The organism is Wolbachia endosymbiont of Oedothorax gibbosus, from assembly GCF_936270435.1.
GTDB lineage: Bacteria > Pseudomonadota > Alphaproteobacteria > Rickettsiales > Anaplasmataceae > Wolbachia.
The window spans coordinates 13,980-34,421 of record NZ_OW370567.1; the positions used below are offsets into that span (position 1 = coordinate 13,980).

Annotated in this window: 17 protein-coding genes and 7 pseudogenes; 9 read left to right on the top strand and 15 right to left on the bottom strand. The window is 35.7% G+C overall.

Going from position 1 to position 20,442, the window contains the following annotated elements; genetic code table 11:
- Positions 1-49 precede the first annotated feature (49 nt).
- Complete coding sequence (locus tag NBW39_RS00055; protein ID WP_250294632.1) at positions 50-922, top strand: IS982 family transposase; 873 nt, start codon at positions 50-52, stop codon at positions 920-922.
- Here the strand turns inward: NBW39_RS00055 and NBW39_RS00060 are convergent.
- Both NBW39_RS00060 and gatB read right to left on the bottom strand, forming a co-directional pair.
- A complete protein-coding gene (locus tag NBW39_RS00060) occupies positions 872-2,119 on the bottom strand; it encodes an ATP-binding protein (RefSeq protein WP_250295221.1) in 1,248 nt (415 codons plus the stop codon). The genes NBW39_RS00055 and NBW39_RS00060 overlap by 51 nt on opposite strands.
- A 204-nt stretch (positions 2,120-2,323) precedes the next feature.
- Positions 2,324-3,748, bottom strand: a complete 1,425-nt coding sequence (gatB, locus tag NBW39_RS00065) for an Asp-tRNA(Asn)/Glu-tRNA(Gln) amidotransferase subunit GatB (protein ID WP_250295222.1) — start codon at positions 3,746-3,748, stop codon at positions 2,324-2,326.
- A gap of 1,098 nt (positions 3,749-4,846) precedes the next feature.
- Between gatB and fsa the strand changes: the two genes are divergently transcribed.
- The 3 genes and pseudogenes from fsa (at position 4,847) to NBW39_RS00085 (ending at position 6,991) form a co-directional block, all read left to right on the top strand.
- Positions 4,847-5,491: a fructose-6-phosphate aldolase gene (fsa, locus tag NBW39_RS00070; protein WP_250295223.1), complete on the top strand. Its 645-nt coding sequence runs from the start codon at positions 4,847-4,849 to the stop codon at positions 5,489-5,491.
- A 421-nt stretch (positions 5,492-5,912) separates the two neighbouring features.
- Positions 5,913-6,798, top strand: a pseudogene (locus NBW39_RS09090) (IS5 family transposase).
- A gap of 22 nt (positions 6,799-6,820) precedes the next feature.
- The gene (locus NBW39_RS00085; protein WP_250295137.1) at positions 6,821-6,991 is read left to right on the top strand and encodes a hypothetical protein; all 171 of its coding nucleotides are present in this window, start codon (positions 6,821-6,823) and stop codon (positions 6,989-6,991) included.
- A 105-nt stretch (positions 6,992-7,096) separates the two neighbouring features.
- Here the strand turns inward: NBW39_RS00085 and NBW39_RS08775 are convergent.
- From NBW39_RS08775 to NBW39_RS09095, 5 genes and pseudogenes are all read right to left on the bottom strand, one after another.
- Positions 7,097-7,281 (bottom strand): annotated as a pseudogene (locus NBW39_RS08775) (IS66 family transposase); the annotation flags it as partial.
- Positions 7,282-7,421: 140 nt separating this feature from the next.
- Positions 7,422-8,033: pseudogene (locus NBW39_RS00090) on the bottom strand (IS3 family transposase); the annotation flags it as partial.
- A gap of 7 nt (positions 8,034-8,040) precedes the next feature.
- Complete coding sequence (locus tag NBW39_RS00095; protein WP_250294632.1) at positions 8,041-8,913, bottom strand: IS982 family transposase; 873 nt, start codon at positions 8,911-8,913, stop codon at positions 8,041-8,043.
- An 89-nt stretch (positions 8,914-9,002) separates the two neighbouring features.
- Positions 9,003-9,476: pseudogene (locus NBW39_RS00100) on the bottom strand (IS3 family transposase); the annotation flags it as partial.
- Positions 9,477-9,583: 107 nt separating this feature from the next.
- Positions 9,584-9,725, bottom strand: a pseudogene (locus NBW39_RS09095) (IS5 family transposase); the annotation flags it as partial.
- A 122-nt stretch (positions 9,726-9,847) separates the two neighbouring features.
- Between NBW39_RS09095 and NBW39_RS00105 the strand changes: the two are divergent.
- Positions 9,848-10,658: pseudogene (locus tag NBW39_RS00105) on the top strand (DUF6444 domain-containing protein); the annotation flags it as partial.
- 28 nt (positions 10,659-10,686) lie between these two features.
- On the opposite strand, the gene NBW39_RS00110 reads toward NBW39_RS00105, so the two are convergent.
- Positions 10,687-11,546, bottom strand: a protein-coding gene (locus NBW39_RS00110) for an IS630 family transposase (RefSeq protein WP_250294642.1) whose coding sequence is annotated in 2 segments (ribosomal slippage) — positions 10,687-11,222 and positions 11,222-11,546 — 861 coding nt in all. Because the reading frame shifts where the segments join, the coding sequence is not laid out codon by codon here.
- A gap of 48 nt (positions 11,547-11,594) precedes the next feature.
- On the opposite strand from NBW39_RS00110, the gene NBW39_RS00115 reads away from it, so the two are divergent.
- A complete protein-coding gene (locus NBW39_RS00115) occupies positions 11,595-11,933 on the top strand; it encodes a GNAT family N-acetyltransferase (RefSeq protein WP_250295224.1) in 339 nt (112 codons plus the stop codon).
- A gap of 92 nt (positions 11,934-12,025) precedes the next feature.
- Here the strand turns inward: NBW39_RS00115 and rpe are convergent, their stop codons facing one another.
- Entirely contained in the window at positions 12,026-12,700 is a 675-nt protein-coding gene (gene rpe, locus NBW39_RS00120; RefSeq protein WP_250295225.1) for a ribulose-phosphate 3-epimerase, read from the bottom strand.
- 118 nt (positions 12,701-12,818) lie between these two features.
- On the bottom strand, positions 12,819-13,247 hold the full coding sequence (locus NBW39_RS00125) for a zinc-ribbon domain-containing protein (RefSeq protein WP_250295226.1): 429 nt from the start codon (positions 13,245-13,247) through the stop codon (positions 12,819-12,821).
- Between the two features lie 75 nt (positions 13,248-13,322).
- Between NBW39_RS00125 and dapD the strand changes: the two genes are divergently transcribed.
- A complete protein-coding gene (gene dapD / locus NBW39_RS00130; protein WP_250295227.1) occupies positions 13,323-14,153 on the top strand; it encodes a 2,3,4,5-tetrahydropyridine-2,6-dicarboxylate N-succinyltransferase in 831 nt (276 codons plus the stop codon).
- A 563-nt stretch (positions 14,154-14,716) separates the two neighbouring features.
- Here the strand turns inward: dapD and NBW39_RS09100 are convergent.
- Positions 14,717-14,779 (bottom strand): annotated as a pseudogene (locus NBW39_RS09100) (WPE palindromic element domain-containing protein); the annotation flags it as partial.
- 220 nt (positions 14,780-14,999) lie between these two features.
- On the bottom strand, positions 15,000-15,338 hold the full coding sequence (locus NBW39_RS00135) for a hypothetical protein (protein WP_250295228.1): 339 nt from the start codon (positions 15,336-15,338) through the stop codon (positions 15,000-15,002).
- Positions 15,339-15,738: 400 nt separating this feature from the next.
- Between NBW39_RS00135 and NBW39_RS00140 the strand changes: the two genes are divergently transcribed.
- A protein-coding gene (locus tag NBW39_RS00140) for an IS5 family transposase (protein ID WP_250294658.1) occupies positions 15,739-16,528 on the top strand; the annotation gives its coding sequence in 2 pieces (ribosomal slippage) (positions 15,739-15,999 and positions 16,001-16,528; 789 coding nt in all).
- On the opposite strand, the gene NBW39_RS00145 is transcribed toward NBW39_RS00140, so the two are convergent.
- Positions 16,500-17,144 carry a hypothetical protein gene (locus tag NBW39_RS00145; RefSeq protein WP_250295229.1) on the bottom strand — a complete coding sequence of 215 codons (645 nt, stop codon included), beginning with the start codon at positions 17,142-17,144 and terminating at the stop codon, positions 16,500-16,502. The genes NBW39_RS00140 and NBW39_RS00145 overlap by 29 nt on opposite strands.
- Positions 17,145-17,207: 63 nt before the next feature.
- A complete protein-coding gene (locus tag NBW39_RS00150) occupies positions 17,208-17,507 on the bottom strand; it encodes a hypothetical protein (RefSeq protein WP_250295230.1) in 300 nt (99 codons plus the stop codon).
- A 96-nt stretch (positions 17,508-17,603) separates the two neighbouring features.
- Here NBW39_RS00150 and priA point away from each other — a divergent pair, with 96 nt between their 5' ends.
- Positions 17,604-19,817, top strand: a complete 2,214-nt coding sequence (gene priA / locus NBW39_RS00155) for a replication restart helicase PriA (RefSeq protein ID WP_250295231.1) — start codon at positions 17,604-17,606, stop codon at positions 19,815-19,817.
- 9 nt (positions 19,818-19,826) lie between these two features.
- Here the strand turns inward: priA and petA are convergent, their stop codons facing one another.
- A complete protein-coding gene (petA, locus tag NBW39_RS00160; protein ID WP_250295232.1) occupies positions 19,827-20,426 on the bottom strand; it encodes a ubiquinol-cytochrome c reductase iron-sulfur subunit in 600 nt (199 codons plus the stop codon).
- Positions 20,427-20,442 lie beyond the last annotated feature (16 nt).

A 20,442-nucleotide genomic window follows, 5' to 3' on the forward strand; every position in this document is an offset into this window, starting at 1 on the left:
AGGGAAACAGGGTAAACTCGAGTATTTTAGTAATAATAAGAGGTTACCCATGAAGAAAGATATTACAGAACTGTACTGTTGCGTCGAGGATTTTTGTCGTGCGGTAGATGATAATTTTGCAAATAGGTTCTTATCAAACGGCAAAAAACCAACCAGAGTACCAGAAATAGCGCACTCAGAAATTCTAACCATAATCCTATTATACCATAAATCACCATGTAAAAACTTCAAGGCTTTTTATCTTTGTTATCTTCAGTTATTCTATAGATCAGAGTTTTCAAAGCTGCCTTCATATCACAGATTTATTGCCTTAAAGCCGCGAGTTTTGTGGTATTTAGCATTACTTTTGCAATGGTTTTGTGAACAAGCAAAAATGACCGGGATTTCCTACATAGATTCTACTTCAATAGCAGTATGCCATCGAAAAAGAATCTCAAGAAATAAGGTTTTCAAAGGATTAGCAGAGTTAGGAAAGAATACTTACGGCTGGTTTTTTGGTTTTAAATTACATGTAGTAATCAATGAAATAGGTGAAATTCAAGGTGTTACGCTAACCAGAGGTAACGTCGATGACAGAAAACCTGTACCAACTCTAACCAAAAAACTAACTGGACTTTTGTTTGGAGATAAGGGCTATATAAAGAAAGAGCTCTTTGAGAAACTATTCGATAGAGGTCTAAAACTCGTCACTAAAGTGAAAAAAGGTATGAAAAATGCACTGATTTCGCTGAAAGAGAAGATTTTACTAGGGAAAAGATCGATTGTTGAAACGGTTTTTGGCTGCCTAAAAAACAAATTTGAACTTGAGCACACTCGGCATAGATCCACAGTAAATTTCTTGGTACATATTTTTTCTACCCTCATTTCTTATTCAATGCAATCGAAAAAGCCCTGTATTTCTCAGCTTTACTTCGTTGGTTAATCCATAACTGGGGTTTTTAATACCTTTATATCCCTCAGCATTATCAAAAATGAATAGGCTTTTCCTTCCCCTTCTTGCAAAAAAAGCATATATTTCTTCAACAATAGCTTCTATCGTTTTGTCCCTTCCGTGCTTATCTTTGGGAGGAATGCCTAATCTATCATCCCCAGCTAACCTCAAGAAAGAATTTTTCATATCTTCAAAGTTTTCAGCGTTTATCCATATAACATTGCCACCATAATACTTTCCATACTTGTAAGCATATTTCCTAGCTAACTCACTTTTTCCCACTCCTCCAAGACCACTAATAGTAGCAACCTGCGATATCACCGCTTGCCTGCCCGTGCTCCTTTGTAGTGCGTCATGTAAGGCTTTTAATTCACTACTTCTACCAGTAAAAGATGCCACTGGCTCTATTATGCCAAACCAAATCGCTCCTAAAATTTCCTCTCTTATTTTTTCAAAAAACTCATTTATTTCTTCATGTGACAGAAACTTTCCTTCTTCTGCTTTCATCCAATCTAGAGCTTCTTCCTGAAAGCGACTATAGACGTTCTTTCTATCAATATTATTAAATTCTTTACCTAGCTCATTTTTAATGATTTCACCAAGCTCAACTTCATTAGGCAAATTCACTGCAAACACTAGCTTATTTAGAAAGTCTTTTATTCCTTTATCTATTTCTTCATCGCTTATCTTCTTACCATTGCTTATTTTCTTACTTAATTTATCTTTCATAGAAGCCATGCTTTGCTTCAAGTATTGAGCAATATTACCTTTTAAATCTTTAAGCTTATATCTTGCACTGTTACCTATACTAAGAAAATCATCTTTTGTTTTTATTTTCGTGACTGAAATTTTCTTATCTACAAGACTTTTAAGATCAAAGTCAGCATTTGTAGCAATAATAAAATCCTCTAGAATTCCATTATCAAACTTCCCGCTACCTTTGATTATGAAATAAGCAATAAGGTATTTTACTAAGCCAAAATCGTCATTTTTTTTGTGTGTTAATAAGTCATCTATGCTGATCTTTTTATATCTCTTTCGCGTGTGTTTAATCTGCATGAACCTATGTATTATTTTCCCATTTTGTTCATACTGAAAGACGAGATCGTCAAAACTCGCAGCTAACCTCAGTTCTGTAGCTAAGCGGAAAGAATATTCCTTATCCATCGCACGTTTCAAAAATAGCATTAGCCATTTCAGTTGGCAAATAAAACCGTGGATAAGGTTTTTCGCCCCTCCAGCAGGATAAGTTTCAGACATCCTCAGCCTCACGTAATTTTAAAAATAGTACCAACAAATGGTAAAAAAGTTATATGTCATGATATACAGATATCGTAGCGTAAATCTGAGAATATCTACGAGATGTGCTGTTACGTAAATAAAAAAATGTAACTAATTACTTAATCTCTCACTCAAAATTGAATTCACCACATCAGGGCTGGCTTTTCCCTTAGTAAGTTTCATAACTTCGCCAACAAAGAACCCGTATAACTTTGTTTTACCGCTTTTGTATTCTTGAACCTTATCTTGGTTGTTATTGATGATTTTGTCGATAACTTCTGCTATTTGAACTTTATCGGTTATTTGCTTTAGGTCCTGCTCTTCTATAATTAGAGATGCAGGTTTGCCAGTTTCAAACATACTATCGAATACTTGTTTGCCAAGTTTAGCAGAGATTGTTCCATCAACGATAAAATCTAAGAGTTCTGACAAAGCATTTGCTTTGATTGGGGAGCTCACAATATCAATATTTGCTTTATTTAAACGACCGAAAAGCTCTACAGTTAACCAGGTGACTGCGAGCTTTGAATCATGTTTTTTTATCAATTCCTCAAAGTAATCAGCAATTGCTTTATCGGAAGTAATGACGTTTGCATCGTATTCGTTGATACCCAATTCCTCAATGTATCGCAGCTTTTTTTGATCTGGTAACTCAGGCAAAGATGATTGAATTAAATCAATCTTCTCCTGGCTTACCTCAATAGGTAATAAATCAGGCTCAGGGAAGTATCTATAGTCGCTTGCATCCTCTTTGTTTCGCATCACTTTTGTTTTTCCCGAAGCGACGTCAAACAATAAGGTATCTTGACTTATTTCTTCCCCACTTTCTAAAATTTCAATTTGCCTTTGTATTTCATAGTCTATAGCTTGCACAATATAACGTATCGAGTTCAGATTTTTTATCTCACAACGAGTGCCAAATGTGCTACTGCCTTTTAGGCGGACAGAAACATTTGCATCACAACGAAGTGATCCCTTTTCCATATCACCATCACACGAACCAATGTAACGCAAAATCTGCCTCAATTTTTTCATGCATTCTGCAGCTTCCGCAGATGAACGGAGATCTGGTTCTGAAACAATTTCCATTAAAGCAACCCCTGCACGATTTAAATCCACATAAGTTTTGCTTTCCTCATGAACGCTCTTCCCTGCATCTTGCTCTAGATGAATTCTCGCAATTCTTATTTCCTTTTTATTGTCGTTGATAAATACTCTACCATTTTTAACTATTGGCTCAAAAAACTGGGTTATCTGGTAACCTTGCGGTAAATCAGGATAAAAATAATTTTTCCGGTCAAAGTAAGAACACTTATTAATTTCTGCAGAAAGTGCAAGACCGGTGCGTATTGCTTGCTCTATAGAGTAGTAGTTTAGTATTGGTAGTGTACCTGGCATCGCCGCATCAACTAGAGAAACTTGAGTGTTATGCTCAGCACCAAACTCCGTTGATGAGCTAGAAAATAGCTTCGTATTAGAAGAAATTTGAGCGTGCACCTCAAGCCCAATTACCGCTTCCCAATCCTCTTTCGTCATGTATTTTATTTAAATGATAATCTTAATATTCTGCAAAATTAGCACAAAAAGTCAAAACAAAACTCATGTTAGCTAAGTGGTATATAGAAACAGGACGAAAATTAAACGAAAAACTTCCTTGACAAACTCCGCCAGCCCCCTTATCATGAAAATGAAGGTATTCATTTATCTTCAATCTGTGCAGATTAAATGACAACAGCATTACGTGATTGGCGTCTTATTTTTAATTTTTTGCACTATGTGCACCTTATGTCTTCACAACATTTCTGGGTTTTTACCCACACAAGCTGAAACGCGCTGTTTAAGACAGTATAGTACGCCGATTTGCAGGATTAGAGAGTGACAACTAGCTACTCCGGGGATTCTTTGTCTTTTTTTTCTGCTGGTAAATTTCTTAAACATTTATAGCTTAAGTTAGTTGCGTTTAAAAGCAGCTAAATTGCAGTGTTTAAGACTTAAAGAACGCCGATACTGAAAATAGACAATGACCAGGGCTTCTTTTGCCTTTTTTTTCATTTGGTAAATTTTTTAAATATTTATGGCTAAAGATTGCATGAATGTTGCAATTACAAAAGCGATCTCTACTAGGAGGCCAGTCTGGGATCCAGCCTTTTCATAATCATCAAAACGTTGTATTTTAGCATAAAATGGCTACTTTTATACTTAATAAAATTCCTGGATCCAAGTAGTCAAGCTACTTTGATGACACCATTCTTTCTTCTGGATCCAAGTAGTCAAGCTACTTTGATGACAGGAGAAGGAGGCGCTGGTTTCAACAATAGACTTCTTTTAAAACTGAGAGAAGTCTAATGTTGAAAGAAGTCTACTGACATTGGTATGCGAAATGGCTACATGAATTTATCGTAAATTACTACCAGTATAAGGTGCGATGCAACAAAGCCATCCCAGTGTCAGCTACTCGGATGACAAAAAGAGGGCACTGCTGTCATAAAGGAACCAGTGTCAGCTACTTTTACACTCACCAGCTTAGTGTACAATCGAAAACTGGCCGGTAGTTGTTCATGTTGCATTAAAATACAATATTTGTACAGTTGTGATAGGATGATAAAATTTTCCAAGTTTTTATGGGAGGTTAATATGGAAATTTTTCTTGATAGCGTTGATTTAAATGAAATTAAAGAACTAAAAGAGTTTATTGATGGAATAACAACTAATCCTTCTTTAATAGCAAAGTCCGGGCGTAAAGATAAATACGAGGATTTAGTGCGTGAAATATGCTCTATTGTCAAGGGGCCTGTTAGTGTTGAAGTTGTTGCAGATAGCCATGAAGAGATGATCACAAAAGGTCTAAATTTAGCAGAAATCGCTGATAATGTTGTGGTAAAATTACCTCTTACACATGAAGGATTAATTTCTTGTAAGAAGTTGTGGACAGAGCATAAAATACCTGTTAACATCACGTTATGTTTTTCTCCTGGACAAGCACTGCTTGCCGCTAAGGCCGGTGCTTGTTTTATTTCTCCCTTTGTTGGTCGTCTTGATGATATAAGCTATGATGGCTTATCGCTAATAGAAGATATATGCACTATATATTCTAATTACGATTTTGATACTAAAGTTCTTGTTGCATCAGTAAGAAGCCCAGCGCATGTAATAGAAGCTGCAAGGCTTGGTGCTGATTCAATTACTGTACCAGCAAAAGTACTTAGACAATTACTTAACCATCCGCTTACCGATCAAGGACTTGCAATATTTGAAAAAGACTGGGGTGCAAAACAATAAACGGTCACAAATAAACATAAAAATTGGCAAGTTTAGGGTGTTATGCCTAAAGCGGCCTTACCCAGATAGAAGCATGAGAATTCTCAGAGTGGATAGGGCCTGAGGCACTTTCTGTTCTTATTATGGAGTATAGAAATTAGTAAAACTATTTTACATTTTAGGTGTTATCAGGGCAATTATTTATATATAGGAATTTCTTTTATAAGAAAATAGGTATCTGTTCAGGGGAGTGGCTAATGTGCAAATATTGAAGCAAAGTGCGTGACACACAGCTGTACGAACATTTGTTTGCAAAGGTAATTTGCACAACAAATGGTGTCATTCCAGTCTGGAATGGCTTTGTTGCATAGCAACCGAAAAAATCTGGCAGTTACTGACAAAATTCATTATAAAATAGCCATTTAACCTTTGAAGAAAAAATATGCCACAAAAAATGAGAGTCAGTAACCAAAACGAATATAACAAATTTTTGCAAGAAAGAGGAAATATTTTTCGTTACATCGATGAAGCTATCGAAAATTGGTATGAAAATAGTCCAAAAATGCAAGGCGGCAACTATATTTATAGTGATAAAGTTGTAATTTTGATACATATAATAACCCATCTATTCAGAATAGGTTTGAGGCAAACAGTTGGATTTATAGCAGGATACCTTGAGCAAATTGGGAAAAATTGCAAGTTATCAGCTATTCACAAGCATCAAAAGAAACTTAATATTAAGATCAATGATTGCAGAAAATAATATGGAAGATATCGAAATTGCTATAGACAGTACAGATATACAACAATACTCCTGAAGGAAAATAGCGAAGATAGAAAGTATCGCAGCTATAGAAAATTGCATGTAATGTTGAATATATAGCTGCAAAATACAGTAACGGTCTGATCACTATGGAGCTTGTGATTTGCTAAAAGAAGTTCATGCCATAAAAGCACTATATGCAGATAGAGCATATGATAGGCACAAGTTTTATAAGTTGTGTAACGAATATGATATAAAGACAAAAATTCCACCAATAAACAATGCGGCAGAACATCCAGAAATAGATTATATGCTTGATAGAAATGTCGCTATTCAGTTAATGAAATTACATGGTGAAGATGGCGTGAAAGAATGGAAAAAGAAAGTAAATTATGGGAAAAGATCTTATGTAGAAGGTTTTTTCTCGCGACTGAAACAAACATTCGGGTTTAGTTTTCGGAACAAATCTGAGGTTAATCGTGAGAAGGAACTGCGACTCAAGTGTTATTTGCTCAATAAATTCACTGACATTGGTATGCGAAATGGCTACATGAATTTATCGTAAATTATTACCAGTATAAGGTGCGATGCAACAAAGCCCACTGGGATCCAGGAAAAAGAATGGTGTCATCCCAGTGCTTGACACTGGGATCCAGGAAAGTTTGCTTGTAAGCAAGCAAACTAGCACAGAAAGTGGTTACAACATTTTCGATGAGATTATATGGAAAACTGGATTCCAGACTGGAATGACATCATAGGGGCTACTCGGATGACAAAAAAAGGAGCACTGGCATGACACCTCTCTTGGGCTCTTTTAGCCATAAACATTAAGAAATTTACTAGTATCCGTTCAGCAGAGTGGTTTAAGAAACAATAGATAGGAGATTTTGGAAAGCCCTTTTGTTTCCATGTTAAGTATAATGAAATTATCCGTTCGAGGAATGTGTTTCCTCGCTGTGATTGTGTAAAATATGAGTTTTTACGGTAAACGACATAGTGTCGTATCTGTTGTTCAGCATGTCAATGGAATGTTTTCTGAATCATTCAAAGGAGAGTAGACCAGCGGTATAGTGCACCCATTTGTCTAGACCATTTTTTTCAAAGTAATCCGATTTTTTTGTAAAGAAGTTCTAATCTAAAAAAAATAATGAATATGTGCGTCCACACACATTTAAAGCACATATTCATTCATTGTCTATGATAATAGAGATCAGCAGGAGTTTTATAATGTAAAGACTGATGTCGCCTTCTATAGTTATACCAACCAACAAAATCCTTTATTACAACATCCAAATCTCTGATACTGTTTGGTCTATAGTAATATATGGCTTCTTGTTTTAAAGTTCTCCATAAGCGTTCAATAAATATATTATCAAAGCAGCGTCCTTTATGATCCATGCTGATTTTTATATTAGCACGCTCTAACTCCATAATGAAATTATAGCTTGTAAATTGCACACCTTGATCACTGTTGAAAATCTCAGGTTTACCTTGTTTTAGAGCTTCTTTGAGAGTATGAATGCAAAATCCAGCATCAAGATATGGTGATAATGAATGAGCAATAATATAGCGACTATACAAGTCCATTATTGCTACAAAATAGACAAACTTACCTTCAAGCATAATGTACGTTATATCAGTGGCCCACACCTGGTTAGCTCTACAAACAATCAAACCTTCAAGTAAATAAGGATATATTTTATGTTTTTTATCTTTAATGCTAGTGTTATGTTTTTTTCTACAATATAACCCAGTAATTCCCATCTTTTTCATTATTCTCAAAACCTTCTTATACCCCAGTTATGGATTAACCAACGAAGTAAAGCTGAGAAATACAGGGCTTTTTCGATTGCATTGAATAAGAAATGAGGGTAGAAAAAATATGTACCAAGAAATTTACTGTGGATCTATGCCGAGTGTGCTCAAGTTCAAATTTGTTTTTTAGGCAGCCAAAAACCGTTTCAACAATCGATCTTTTCCCTAGTAAAATCTTCTCTTTCAGCGAAATCAGTGCATTTTTCATACCTTTTTTCACTTTAGTGACGAGTTTTAGACCTCTATCGAATAGTTTCTCAAAGAGCTCTTTCTTTATATAGCCCTTATCTCCAAACAAAAGTCCAGTTAGTTTTTTGGTTAGAGTTGGTACAGGTTTTCTGTCATCGACGTTACCTCTGGTTAGCGTAACACCTTGAATTTCACCTATTTCATTGATTACTACATGTAATTTAAAACCAAAAAACCAGCCGTAAGTATTCTTTCCTAACTCTGCTAATCCTTTGAAAACCTTATTTCTTGAGATTCTTTTTCGATGGCATACTGCTATTGAAGTAGAATCTATGTAGGAAATCCCGGTCATTTTTGCTTGTTCACAAAACCATTGCAAAAGTAATGCTAAATACCACAAAACTCGCGGCTTTAAGGCAATAAATCTGTGATATGAAGGCAGCTTTGAAAACTCTGATCTATAGAATAACTGAAGATAACAAAGATAAAAAGCCTTGAAGTTTTTACATGGTGATTTATGGTATAATAGGATTATGGTTAGAATTTCTGAGTGCGCTATTTCTGGTACTCTGGTTGGTTTTTTGCCGTTTGATAAGAACCTATTTGCAAAATTATCATCTACCGCACGACAAAAATCCTCGACGCAACAGTACAGTTCTGTAATATCTTTCTTCATGGGTAACCTCTTATTATTACTAAAATACTCGAGTTTACCCTGTTTCCCTCTTCTTAGTTATACTTTTATCTATTTTCTAATCCATAACTGAGGTTCTTATGGTTGATTACTATTCCATTTGCTATAATTTCAGCAGTAATTTTTCGATATCCATAATGGCAGTCTGAAGCCAAATATATTTCTTGAATTAAATTTGCTATCTCACTTTCATCATTAATTATAGGACTATAATATAAGCTAGACCTGCAAATCCTCAATAAATTAGCTTGTTTTCTTATTGATAGATCAGAGTCTTTTTCTATAAGTTTTATCCTATCTTTTTTGTTTATTTCAGTAATTTTTTTTTCAAGTAATTATTTTCAACCGTCAATTCCCCTATAACTTTATGCAAATTTTCTATTTCTTGTCCTAATATCCTTTGTTTTCTTATACTCTCACTTTCTTCTATAAATAGGTCTTTTAATCTTGCTAATACTCTATCACGCCAATCATATAAATTTGTTGATGGTATTACTACATATCTCTGCTGTGCTTTTTTGATTTTTTATTGCTTCCAAAGCTATCTTTGCTTTTAACTCTGCTTTTTTGTTCTCATACTACACTCCATTCTTTTCCCTTTTTACTCGGATTAACCATTTTTTTTTGGTCTAATTTATGGGGTGCATTATAAAATATAGTTGCCGCCTTGCATTTTTGGACTATTTTCATACCAATTTTCGATAGCTTCATCGATGTAACGAAAAATATTTCCTCTTTATTTCTAGAAATTTGTTATATTCGCTATGGTTACTGACTCTCATTTTTTGTGGCATATTTTTTCTTCAAAGGTTAAATGGCTATTTTATAATGAATTTTGTGTATCCGTTCAGCAGAGTGGCAAAATAGGTAGACAAGGTGATCTAAAAAGATAATCATAGGGTAAACGTGAGGTAATATGATTGATCTAGAAGAGCTCTGCAAAAATTTACAGCAAAAAAATAGAGAAGTTGGAAGTAGAAGTAGAAAACTTAAAAGCAGAAAATAAAGCCCTGAGGATAGAGAACGCTGAATTAAAGGAGAGGCTTGGTTTAAACTCGAAAAATTCATCTCTGCCAAGCTCTAAAGAATTATACAAAATAAAGAAGGACAAGCCAAAGAGCGACAGAAACGTCGGTGGTCAGGTTGGTCATAAAGGAAGTTTTCGCGCCAAAATGGATGCAGATGAGGTGATAAAAGTAAAGTTGTCATCTACTTGTGAATGCGGAGGAGAGATTGCAATATGCAAGGGACCGTACATTCATCAAAAAGTTGATCTTCCGTAAATTAGGCCTTATGTAGTGGAATATCAATGGTCGTTGCCGGAGATGCGGGAAAAGAAGAAGCAGTAAGTTACCAGAAGGTGTTACGCCAGATACATTTGGTCCAAAAGTTAAGTCAACAATCGCGGCGCTGAGCGGATTTTACAAGAACTCGAAAAGAGAAATAGCAAATATTATAAAAAATATTTTCAACCTGGACATCAGTGTTGGTAGCGTGTCAAATAGCGAGGCTAGAGTTGCAGAAAAATGCCAAGAAGCATATGAGCAGATCGAACAAGAGATAAGTAGAAGTAAAGTTCTACTTATTGATGAAACGAGCCATTATAAGAAAGGTAAACTCGCTTGGTGTTTGCAAGCAATACGGCAAGTTTTGTAAAATTTACAGAGTCAAGGGGAATGAAAGTTTTAAAAAACAGTGTATGCTGCAATCGTAATAGCTTGGTAGTATAGCACTTCTCATAATAATCCGAACAGATCATAGAAAGGCAGAATCAACAGCATGACGAAAAGACTTGAATAGAGGAATGTTTTTCCTGACTCTGTTTTTTATAGCAAACCAATGATGTTCAATTTTGTTAAAATCTGGAGAATACGGTGGCAGATACAAAATTTCTGCACCAATCCCTTTAGCAAGCTTAATGATCTTATCAGACTTATGAAAAGTAGCATTGTCAAGAATGACAGTTTGTCCAGGTTCCAAGGTCGGTATCAAAAATTGCTCAAACCATCCATTAAAAATATCCATATTACAGTGGCCTTCAAAGGTTAATGGAGCAACTATTTTTCTTTCACTTAAAGCTGCAATCATACTGATTCGTTGAGTTTTCTTCCCAGATTTTAGGGCATAAAACCGCTGTCCCTTCTGACAATATCCATAGGGGTAGTCTTCAGTGTTGTCAATGCCAGACTCATCTATATACACTAAGTTTTTAGGTTCTTTTGTTGCTATAATTTTCAAGAATTTAGCACGTTTTTCTTCGCTTCTTTCCTTGTACCCATAGGTCTTTTTTTGCGTGTAAATCCAATTTTTTTCAGGGCTCGGTGGATAGTTTGGATACTAACGTTGCTCCAAAGTTTAGCCATTTCCAATAGAGTCTTTCCTCCGTTTTCTCTGGCAAATTTAGCAAAGGCATCCCAGTCGGTAATTTTGTGATTGTAACCTCCATTTCCAAGTTTTTTTGATTGAAAGTCACCTGTTTCTTTTCTTCTTTGCTGCCACTCCCACAAAGTAGTTCGTCCAATTTTAAATCTTGCTGCCACTGTTTCTCTGCTTTCTCCCTCGTCTAGAGCTTCCATTGCTTTTTTCCTTAAGTCATAACTATATGCTGCTGGCATACCTACCTTCACTACTACAAATCCTTATTTTACCTTATTTGGACTATTATGAAAAGTACTATAAAATGGCGCTCCAAATACAAACCTTTTCATGATAAAGGTATTCCAGAAATTATGGATCTTAACGTGTTACCACTTATGAGAAATAGAAGTGTAGGATCAACTTTGCTTGGAGTTGCAGAAAAAGAAGCAGCTAAAAAAAGTGATATTGTTGGCTTGGGTGTTGGTCTTTATGCTGATTATGGAGCTGCTCAAAAACTATATGTCAAGAGAGGCTATGTTCCCGATGGTTTGGGCGTTACGTACAAATATAAGGATATTAAACCTGGCGCTAAAGTTGATCTTGATGACGATTTGGTGCTTTGGTTTATGAAGAATTTAAAGTAGGGTGCCTTCCAGCGCGTTTTTAAGCCATAAAAAATTACTTTGCAAGTTTTGCCAGTCTCATTATCATGTAACATTGTACCATATTACAACGTTCATGCATTTTTAAGATCGTTTGCAGCCTTTTTAATGTCTTCAGCCTTGAATATCGCCGATCCCGCAACTAAAATATCAGCACCTGCTTTTATTATGTCAGCTGCGTTAAAAAAATTAATTCCACCATCTACTGAAATTTGTGTTTTAAGGTTACGCTCTTGTATCATTTTTTTTATAGTAGATATCTTGTTCAACTGTGAATGAATGAATTCTTGCCCTCCAAAGCCAGGGTTGACTGTCATAATCAGCACAATATCTAGCTCATGTATTATGTATTCAAGCACACTTGGAGAAGTTGAAGGAACAATTGAAACTCCAACTTGAATCGGTTTTTTTGCATCGTTTACATTTTTGTATGACTTTATCTTTCTTATCAACCTCTCAAGGTGTATTTCTGCTTCTGCATGTACAGTGATAATATCAGCACCAGCATTTATAAAGCTTTCAATGTGGTCACCAGGAGATTTGACCATTAAATGCACATCAAAAGGAAGATTGCTATATTTACGTATTGCAGAGACAACGCTAGGACCAATTGTAATATTTGGAACGAAATTCCCATCCATAACGTCTATGTGTATGTAATCTACACCTAAATCGCTAATTTTTCTTACTTCTTCTCCTAATTTTGCAAAGTCTGCTGAAAGTATAGAAGGTGCAATTTTAATACTCATGAGCTGCCTTTTTTGCTAAAAAATAACTTATTTTTAAAACTCTGTCACCCTAATACTATTCGCATATCTAAGTAGTTATAGAAACTGAATACCGATATCGGCAATGGTTTATGCCTATTTAACTAGATCTTAAATTAGATAAAAAAAGGTAATCTTGATAAAACTTATTTACAGCAAGTTTTTTTACATTTGAACTTTCTGTTTGTTCTTTTTTGTACCCTAATTTATAGCTTATTGAATCCTTATATAAACTGATCGTTTTGTATGCTTTGTTCATCTCTCTAGGAAAGATGCCATTAGCAATTACGACGCATAACCCTGTAGCTGTTGCAAAAGCTAGAGTGGTGAATGCTAGATTTTGTAAAAAATTCCTTCCACTAACTTTTTTTTCCTGTATATTAGCAGAGGGCGACTTGTTTGACACTTCTTCTAGATATTCATGCCATATGTGATTGCAGTTCATACACTTTACCTTTCTTCCAGATACACCAATTTGCTCAGGAGATACTAAGTAAGTTTTAGTACAACTATTACATTGTATTTTCATAGCACTTACATATAAAGTAGTAACAAGCTCAAATGATATAGAGCTATAAATTTAATATTAATATATATATAACAAATGGAAGGTTTGCAACTAAAAAAAACACAGAGTGAGATAGAAAATATTTGGAAAAATAGAGAAAAATTTAATGACTATAATCTAAAGAAAACAGCAAGAATAGAAATTAAAGAGGTGATTGAGCTTCTTGATAGTGGCAAAATTAGAGTAGCAGAAAAGTTATCAAGTGGAGAATGGGTAGTACATAAGTGGATAAAGCAGGCAATATTATTACATTTTCTCACTGAAGAAAACAAAATAATAGACAATACCAATTGCTGGTTTGATAAGATCGGTAACAAGTTTAGTGAATGGAATGAGGAGAAATTTCGCCGGTTAAAAATTAGAGCAGTTCCTGGGTGTTTTGTTCGCCAATCTGCTTATATAGGCACAAATGTTGTTCTAATGCCAAGTTTTATTAACGTTGGTGCATATGTTGATTCAGGAACAATGATAGATACCTGGTCAACGATTGGTAGCTGTGCGCAAATAGGAAAAAACTGTCATATTTCCGGTGGAGTGGGAATAGGTGGAGTTCTTGAGCCTATTCAAGCTTCACCTGTCATTATAGAAGATAATTGCTTTATCGGAGCACGTAGCGAGGTGGCTGAGGGTGTGGTAGTGAGAGAAGGATCAGTCCTTGGCATGGGTGTATTTATTGGGGCATCAACAAAAATTATTGATAGAGAAACTAGCGAGGTATTTTATGGCGAAGTACCGCCTTATTCTGTAGTGGTACCAGGGTCTATTCCATCTAAAAATAACATTTCAACCTATTGTGCAGTCATAGTAAAAAAAGTGGATGAAAAGACGAGATCGAAAATCTCTATAAATGAAATATTGAGGGATTGATCTATATATCTGTAATATAACACAATATTATATAGTAAATGATGTCATTCCAGCGTAGGCCATAAAAACTTACTTGACACCCTCCGCCAGCCCCCTTATCATGAGACTGAAGATATTCAGTTATCTTCAATCTGTGCAGATTAAACGACAACAGTATTACGTGATTGGCGTCTTATTTTTAATTTTTTGCACTATGTGCACCTTATGTCTTCACAACATTTCTGGCCACACAAGCTGAAACGCGCTGTTTAAGACAGTATAGTACGCCGATTTGCAGGATTAGAGAGTGACAACTAGCTAACACGGGATATCTTTTGCCTTTTTTTCTGCTTAGTAAATTTCTTAAACATTTAAACTAAGGTGAGTTGCATTTAAAAGCAGCTAAATTGCAGTGTTTAAGACTTAAAAAAACGCCAATACAGAAAATAGACAATGACCAGGGCTTCTTTTGCCTTTTTTTTTATTTGGTAAATTTCTTAAATATTTATGGCTAAAAGAGCCCAAGAGAGGTGTCATTCCAGTGCCCCCTATGGTGTCATCCCAGTGCTTGACACTGGGATCTAGTCTTTATTATGCAGCCACTTATTTAAAGTTAAGTTTTCTGGATCACAGTGTCTGGGCACTGGGATGACAAGAAAGGTAGCACTGGGATGACAGAAGAGGGGCTACTCGGATGACAAGAAGAGGGCACTGCCGTCATAAAGGAACCAGTGTCAGCTACTTTCATGACACCCTTCCTAGTGAAAGTTGCTCTCAAATCGCAATGTTCATGCAGTTATGCACACAATACTAGAATCCAGAAAAAAACATGTCTAGACGAGTTATTTGAATGACATTAATGGTCAGTTATGCAGCTTTCATTTCACTATTACAACATTTGTTTACTGTTATGTCTGTAAGATACCCTACTATACAACCTAATGCTGCACCTACAATTCCTAACAATACAGCAGTTGCAATGAGTCCAATAGCAACAATCTCAGGAATAATTCCTATTGCAACTAGTGTAGCTCCTACAGCACTGAATAATAATGCTAAGCCTATTGTCCATCCTCTCGCAGAAATTCCTGAAGCTTGTTTTTGTGGAGAATTACGTTTTGGATTGCCTACTATAGGTAGCTGGTTATCTTGCTTTTCTGGATGCAGATTATTATTAATTCCATTACTGACAGGTGATTGTTGCAATGGAGATGCACTGCTTGTAGTTGGTTGCGGACCGCTATCCGTTGGTTGTGCCTGTTGTGGAGGGGTTGAAACAAATGGTTGTGTAGTGACATTGCTTGCAGTCGGTTGTTCTGAAATATTATTTATAACTTCAGTATTGATTTGCTCAAGGCATGAGTTACTTTCTTTACTACCGCCTGTTATATTTTCTTCTTGAGTAGAATATTCTACTGATTCTTTGTATACTTTTAATTGATCCTCTTTTTTCAGTATAGTAAGTCTGTTATTGTCACGCTTACCAGTTGATGAATATGAATATAATAAATCTTTTTCAATAGTGGTGCTACCAAATTTCTTAGAACCTGTTAAGGATCTCGAAAATATGAGGTAAAGTAGGCATAGTTAAGAAAGAGGTATATCTATGCAAAAAAGCTATCCAAGCGATATAAGTCAAGAACAATTTGAAAAAATCAGACCAATACTGGAGAGTAGCAGAAAGAAAACAAAACCAAGGAAACTTGATTTGTATGATGTATTTTGTGCAGTGCTATATATCCTAAAAAGCGCCTGCCAGTGGAGAATGCTGCCAAAAGATTTTCCAAGGTGGGAGAACGTGTATTACTATTTTCAAATGTGGAATAAAAAGAATGGAGCAGAACCAAGCTTGCTGGAAGTAGTCTTAAAAAAAATTAGTTGGAGAGGTTCGTATCAGCAATGGTCGGAAAGAGAAAACCAGTTTCTGTATAATTGATGCACAAAGTGTTAAAAACACAGATACTGCTGAAAAAAAGGGCTATGATGCAGGTAAAAAGATTTCAGGCATAAAGCGTCATATTGCAGTTGATACGCAAGGCTTGCCACATGCAATTCATATAACAACGGCAGAAGTAACTGATCGTAGCAGTGCTGTGGAAATGGTGGAAAAGGCTGAAGAAAACCTCTCTGAAGTTAAAAATATACTGGTTGATGCTGGCTATACAGGAGAAAATTTTGCAACTCAAATAAAAGCTACTATTGGTGCAACTGTTGAGGTAATAAAGCGAAGTGAATTACACTCTTTCGTTGTATTGCCAAAGAGATGGGTTGTTGAGCGTTCTTTTGCTTGGTTGGAAAAATGTAGGCGTTTGTGGAAAAATTGCGAGCGGAAACTCAACACTAGCTTACAGATGGTTGTTCTCTCCTTCATTTCTCTCTTATTACGAAGATTTTAAACAGGTTCTTAGAAATCTCAAAAGGCAGTTCACCACCAAATCTTTCTATAAACGTATTCAAAAAGCTATCTTCTGGTACTTTTGCGCCAGAATTTTTCGCATTATTTTCTCTCTCATCTTCAAAACCTTGTATTTCTTGATTAGTAAACCACGCAACACTTTCTCCTATTTCTGGATTGACCATGTTAATTAAATTTTTCAGGGGTATAAGAACATCTTTGTCAACCATGATACATCTAATATTTATTTTTTCGTACAAGACTTCTTTTCGTTCAAAACCCATTTCTGTTTGATCTAGTTTTTTACCTTCGCATTTTCCTATACCATCTCCTAGAATTATAACAGAAGTATCGAATAACTTTGTACACACTTCGCGCATAGACTCATCTTGGAAAATCTTTCCTATTTTATCTTGCAATTCTTGATTTTTACTTCTTTTTGTATATTTCTTTGAAAACTGCCTCTGAAGTTTGCTATACATTGTATCTACTACTCTTTTATATTCTCTCTTTCCCGCATCACACAATTCATCGTACGATACTCCAGGGAGTGATATCACTGATTTATTTGCGTAAAATGCCGGATACGATGAGTCAAATTCATATGATGAGAACAAAGCGGAATCATTATCTAATAATGTTACAGCCGATACAAAGTTACTATTTACTCGTGATTTACCTTATGATTCGCCTGTAATTCTAGGTACTCCTGTTAGCTTCCTTGTGTTGCCCGGTAATAATTGTGCAGTTGCAAAAGCAAATGCTAAAAATAATACAAAGGCGTTAGTACCGTGAGCACAGAAAGTGTTGTAATTAGCTTTTTCATTTCTTTTGAGGCTAACATGTGTATTTGTTTCGAAAAATTTTTTATTGCTTTGCAATACTTGTTCTTCAGTGAAAGTGTGGCTTCTACCTTTATTATATTCATTATGGACGGAAACAAACTCCCTGAGCTTATCTACTGCTTGACCTGTCAACATACCTTCACCCTCAAAAAGCTAACTTAATACTAGTTTAACCAATCAATCCACAAAAATCAAACGAATATTTTCAAAACAGTGCTAAACTCAATCACTATGGCAAAAGCAGTTGACGTATTACTACCACTTCCAATTGATCAGTTATTTTCATATGCAATTGAGGAAAATACTGAGATTTTACTTGGAGATTACGTAGTGGTGCCATTTGGCAAAAAACGCTTGATCGGAATAGTTTGGAGATATAGTGACAAGAGCGATCGGAAATTAAAATTTATTGAGCAAAAAATCGATCTACCAAATATTAGACCAAAATTGATTGCATTTGCAGAGTGGGTTGCGCAGTATAACTTAATACCTATTGGTATGCTTGCCAAAGTGATAATGGGGGGAGTGCTAAAAGTAAACCAAATAGACAAATTGATTTGTGCTAAGCAGAAGCAGGAAATAAGTGAAATAAGTTGCCAATTAAGCCCTGAACAGCAGGTAGCTAGTGATGAAATAATAAGTAATCTAAATAAGTATTCAGTGACTTTGCTTGACGGTGAGACAGGATCTGGAAAAACCGAAGTTTATCTCTCTGTGATTGCACAATTGATTAAGAATTACACTGCCGTTCCAAATGCTGCTCAGACTTTACCATCCCAGTGCCCAGAGACACAACTGTACGAACATTGTGATTTGGGTCTACCAAGAGGGTGTCATCCCAGTGCCCAGACACTGGGATCCAGCAAAATTGATTGTAAACAAGCGCACTATACAACATTTTCGATCAAAACCTGGATTCCAGTGTCAAGCACTGGAATGACACCAGGAGAGGGTAATGCGCAAGTGCTAATCCTCTTGCCTGAAATTGTTTTAACTTCACAATTGGTAAATCGTGTTCGCGGTCAGATATCAAAAAACTTAGTTGAATGGCACTCAGGACTCACTCCAAAAACTCGCCGAAATAATTGGCTCAATATAGCAAGTGGAAATGCGCAGATAATTATTGGTGCACGGTCAGCGCTTTTTTTGCCTTATAAAAACCTAAAATTAATTATCATTGATGAAGAGCACGACTCATCTTTTAAACAAGAACAGGGAATTATATATAATGCTCGAGATATGGCGATAATCTTAGCCAAATTTGAAAATATTCCGATTATTTTATCATCAGCAACTCCACTGCTTGAAACGATTCATCATGTTAAAAGCGGGAATTACAATCATGTAAAGCTAACCAAGCGATTCGGTGGTGCAGAATTGCCACTCATTAAAGTAGTAGATATGAGGAACAACAAGCAATGGATCTCCTCTGAGCTTTTTGAAAGCATCAAACAAACCATAGAGAAAAAACAGCAGGTTATGCTTTTTCTAAACCGCAGAGGGTATGCACAACTGGCAGTTTGTAAAAAGTGTGGATATAAAATTTCCTGCTTAAATTGTGCTGTTTGGCTTACATATCACAAGAAAAAAAATGCTCTTTTGTGCCATCATTGCTCTTATCAATTAAAACTCCCAGAAAAATGTTCTAATTGCCAAAGTGAACAGCCATTGTCCCTCTACGGCATAGGAATTGAAAGGTTACTTGAAGAAATGGTAAAATTAATACCAAACGCAAAAACTGCGATGATAAGCAGCGATCAGAAGTCGGTTAGTAACGTAATTGACTTGGTACTGAAAGAAGAGGTGAACATTATAATCGGCACACAAATAATTGCTAAGGGGCACAATTTTCCTAAATTAACTTTGGTTGGAGTAATGAATGCAGATTTGAGTCTCGAAAATTCTGATTTAAGAGCAGCAGAAAAGACGTATCAATTATTGCACCAAGTTGCAGGCAGATCAGGAAGGTTTAATGAAAAAGGGATGGTAATAGTGCAAACCAATAACCCTGAAAGTTCAATAATAAAAGCATTGCTGCATCAAAAAAGGGACTCATTTTATGAAATCGAACTTGAGTCAAGACGCGAAGCCAAAATGCCACCATTTAGCAGATTAATAGCGCTTATAATTTATGGTAAGAATCAGATTGCGACACAAAAAGCAGCGAATGAAATAGTAAAATCTCTTCTTTGTCATCCAAGTAGCTCAACTACTTGTATCCAGGAAAAAAATGTAAGTGCAGACAAAAAGGAATTTGAAATTCTTGGCCCATCACCAGCAGCAATAAATTTTTTAAATAATAAGTATCGGTATAGGGTATTGCTAAAAATACACAATAAGCACAGCCTATCCATACAAAAAAAGCTGAAATGTTGGATTAAAAATTGTAACTTGAATTCGAGTATTGCAGTGATAATAGATGTTGATCCTGTGAGTTTTTTTTAACGAGTTCCGTTAAGCCTTCTTGCCAATTACCACAACATTCTCACTGGGGAAAAAATAATCAGGTACAGCCATATTTTTCGGTGCAGGACCCCCAATTACTCTGCCTGATGTATCATAATATGAACCGTGGCAAGGACAGAACCAACCATTACCATCTCTTGTAGCATGGTCAACCGGTACACACCCAAGATGTGTACATATTCCGATCATGATTAACCATTCATCTTTTCCTTCACGTACTCTCTGCTCATCTGATTGGGGATCACGTAAGTTTTGCACATCAACAGTCCTTGCAGCCTCAATTTCTTGCTTTGTACGCCTACGAATGAATACTGGTTTACCTTGCCATTTTACTTTTACTCCGTGTCCTTCTTGAATTCCAGACAAATTCACCTCCACTGCGGAAGCTGCTAGAACTTCAGCAGAAGGATTCATAGACTTAATCAGTGGCCAAAGTCCACTTGCAGTTCCTATACCTGCCATAGCGCATGTAGTTAATGTTATAAAATCTCTCCTACCCTTATTTTTAGTAAGATCTTTAACAGGAGGTGTTTTTTTACCCTCTTTGTTTGCCAGTGGTTTTTTATTTTTAGTTAATTTTTTGCCCATCAATCTCTACTTAGCT

Bases quoted from the DNA above. Each gene is read 5' to 3' on its own strand.
- NBW39_RS00055 (WP_250294632.1), top strand. From the start codon at position 50: ATGAAGAAAGATATTACAGAACTGTACTGTTGCGTCGAGGATTTTTGT.
- NBW39_RS00060 (WP_250295221.1), bottom strand. From the start codon at position 2,119: ATGCTATTTTTGAAACGTGCGATGGATAAGGAATATTCTTTCCGCTTA.
- gatB (WP_250295222.1), bottom strand. From the start codon at position 3,748: ATGACGAAAGAGGATTGGGAAGCGGTAATTGGGCTTGAGGTGCACGCT.
- fsa (WP_250295223.1), top strand. From the start codon at position 4,847: ATGGAAATTTTTCTTGATAGCGTTGATTTAAATGAAATTAAAGAACTA.
- NBW39_RS00085 (WP_250295137.1), top strand. From the start codon at position 6,821: ATGCAACAAAGCCCACTGGGATCCAGGAAAAAGAATGGTGTCATCCCA.
- NBW39_RS00095 (WP_250294632.1), bottom strand. From the start codon at position 8,913: ATGAAGAAAGATATTACAGAACTGTACTGTTGCGTCGAGGATTTTTGT.
- NBW39_RS00115 (WP_250295224.1), top strand. From the start codon at position 11,595: ATGAAAAGTACTATAAAATGGCGCTCCAAATACAAACCTTTTCATGAT.
- rpe (WP_250295225.1), bottom strand. From the start codon at position 12,700: ATGAGTATTAAAATTGCACCTTCTATACTTTCAGCAGACTTTGCAAAA.
- NBW39_RS00125 (WP_250295226.1), bottom strand. From the start codon at position 13,247: ATGAAAATACAATGTAATAGTTGTACTAAAACTTACTTAGTATCTCCT.
- dapD (WP_250295227.1), top strand. From the start codon at position 13,323: ATGGAAGGTTTGCAACTAAAAAAAACACAGAGTGAGATAGAAAATATT.
- NBW39_RS00150 (WP_250295230.1), bottom strand. From the start codon at position 17,507: ATGTTGACAGGTCAAGCAGTAGATAAGCTCAGGGAGTTTGTTTCCGTC.
- priA (WP_250295231.1), top strand. From the start codon at position 17,604: ATGGCAAAAGCAGTTGACGTATTACTACCACTTCCAATTGATCAGTTA.
- petA (WP_250295232.1), bottom strand. From the start codon at position 20,426: ATGGGCAAAAAATTAACTAAAAATAAAAAACCACTGGCAAACAAAGAG.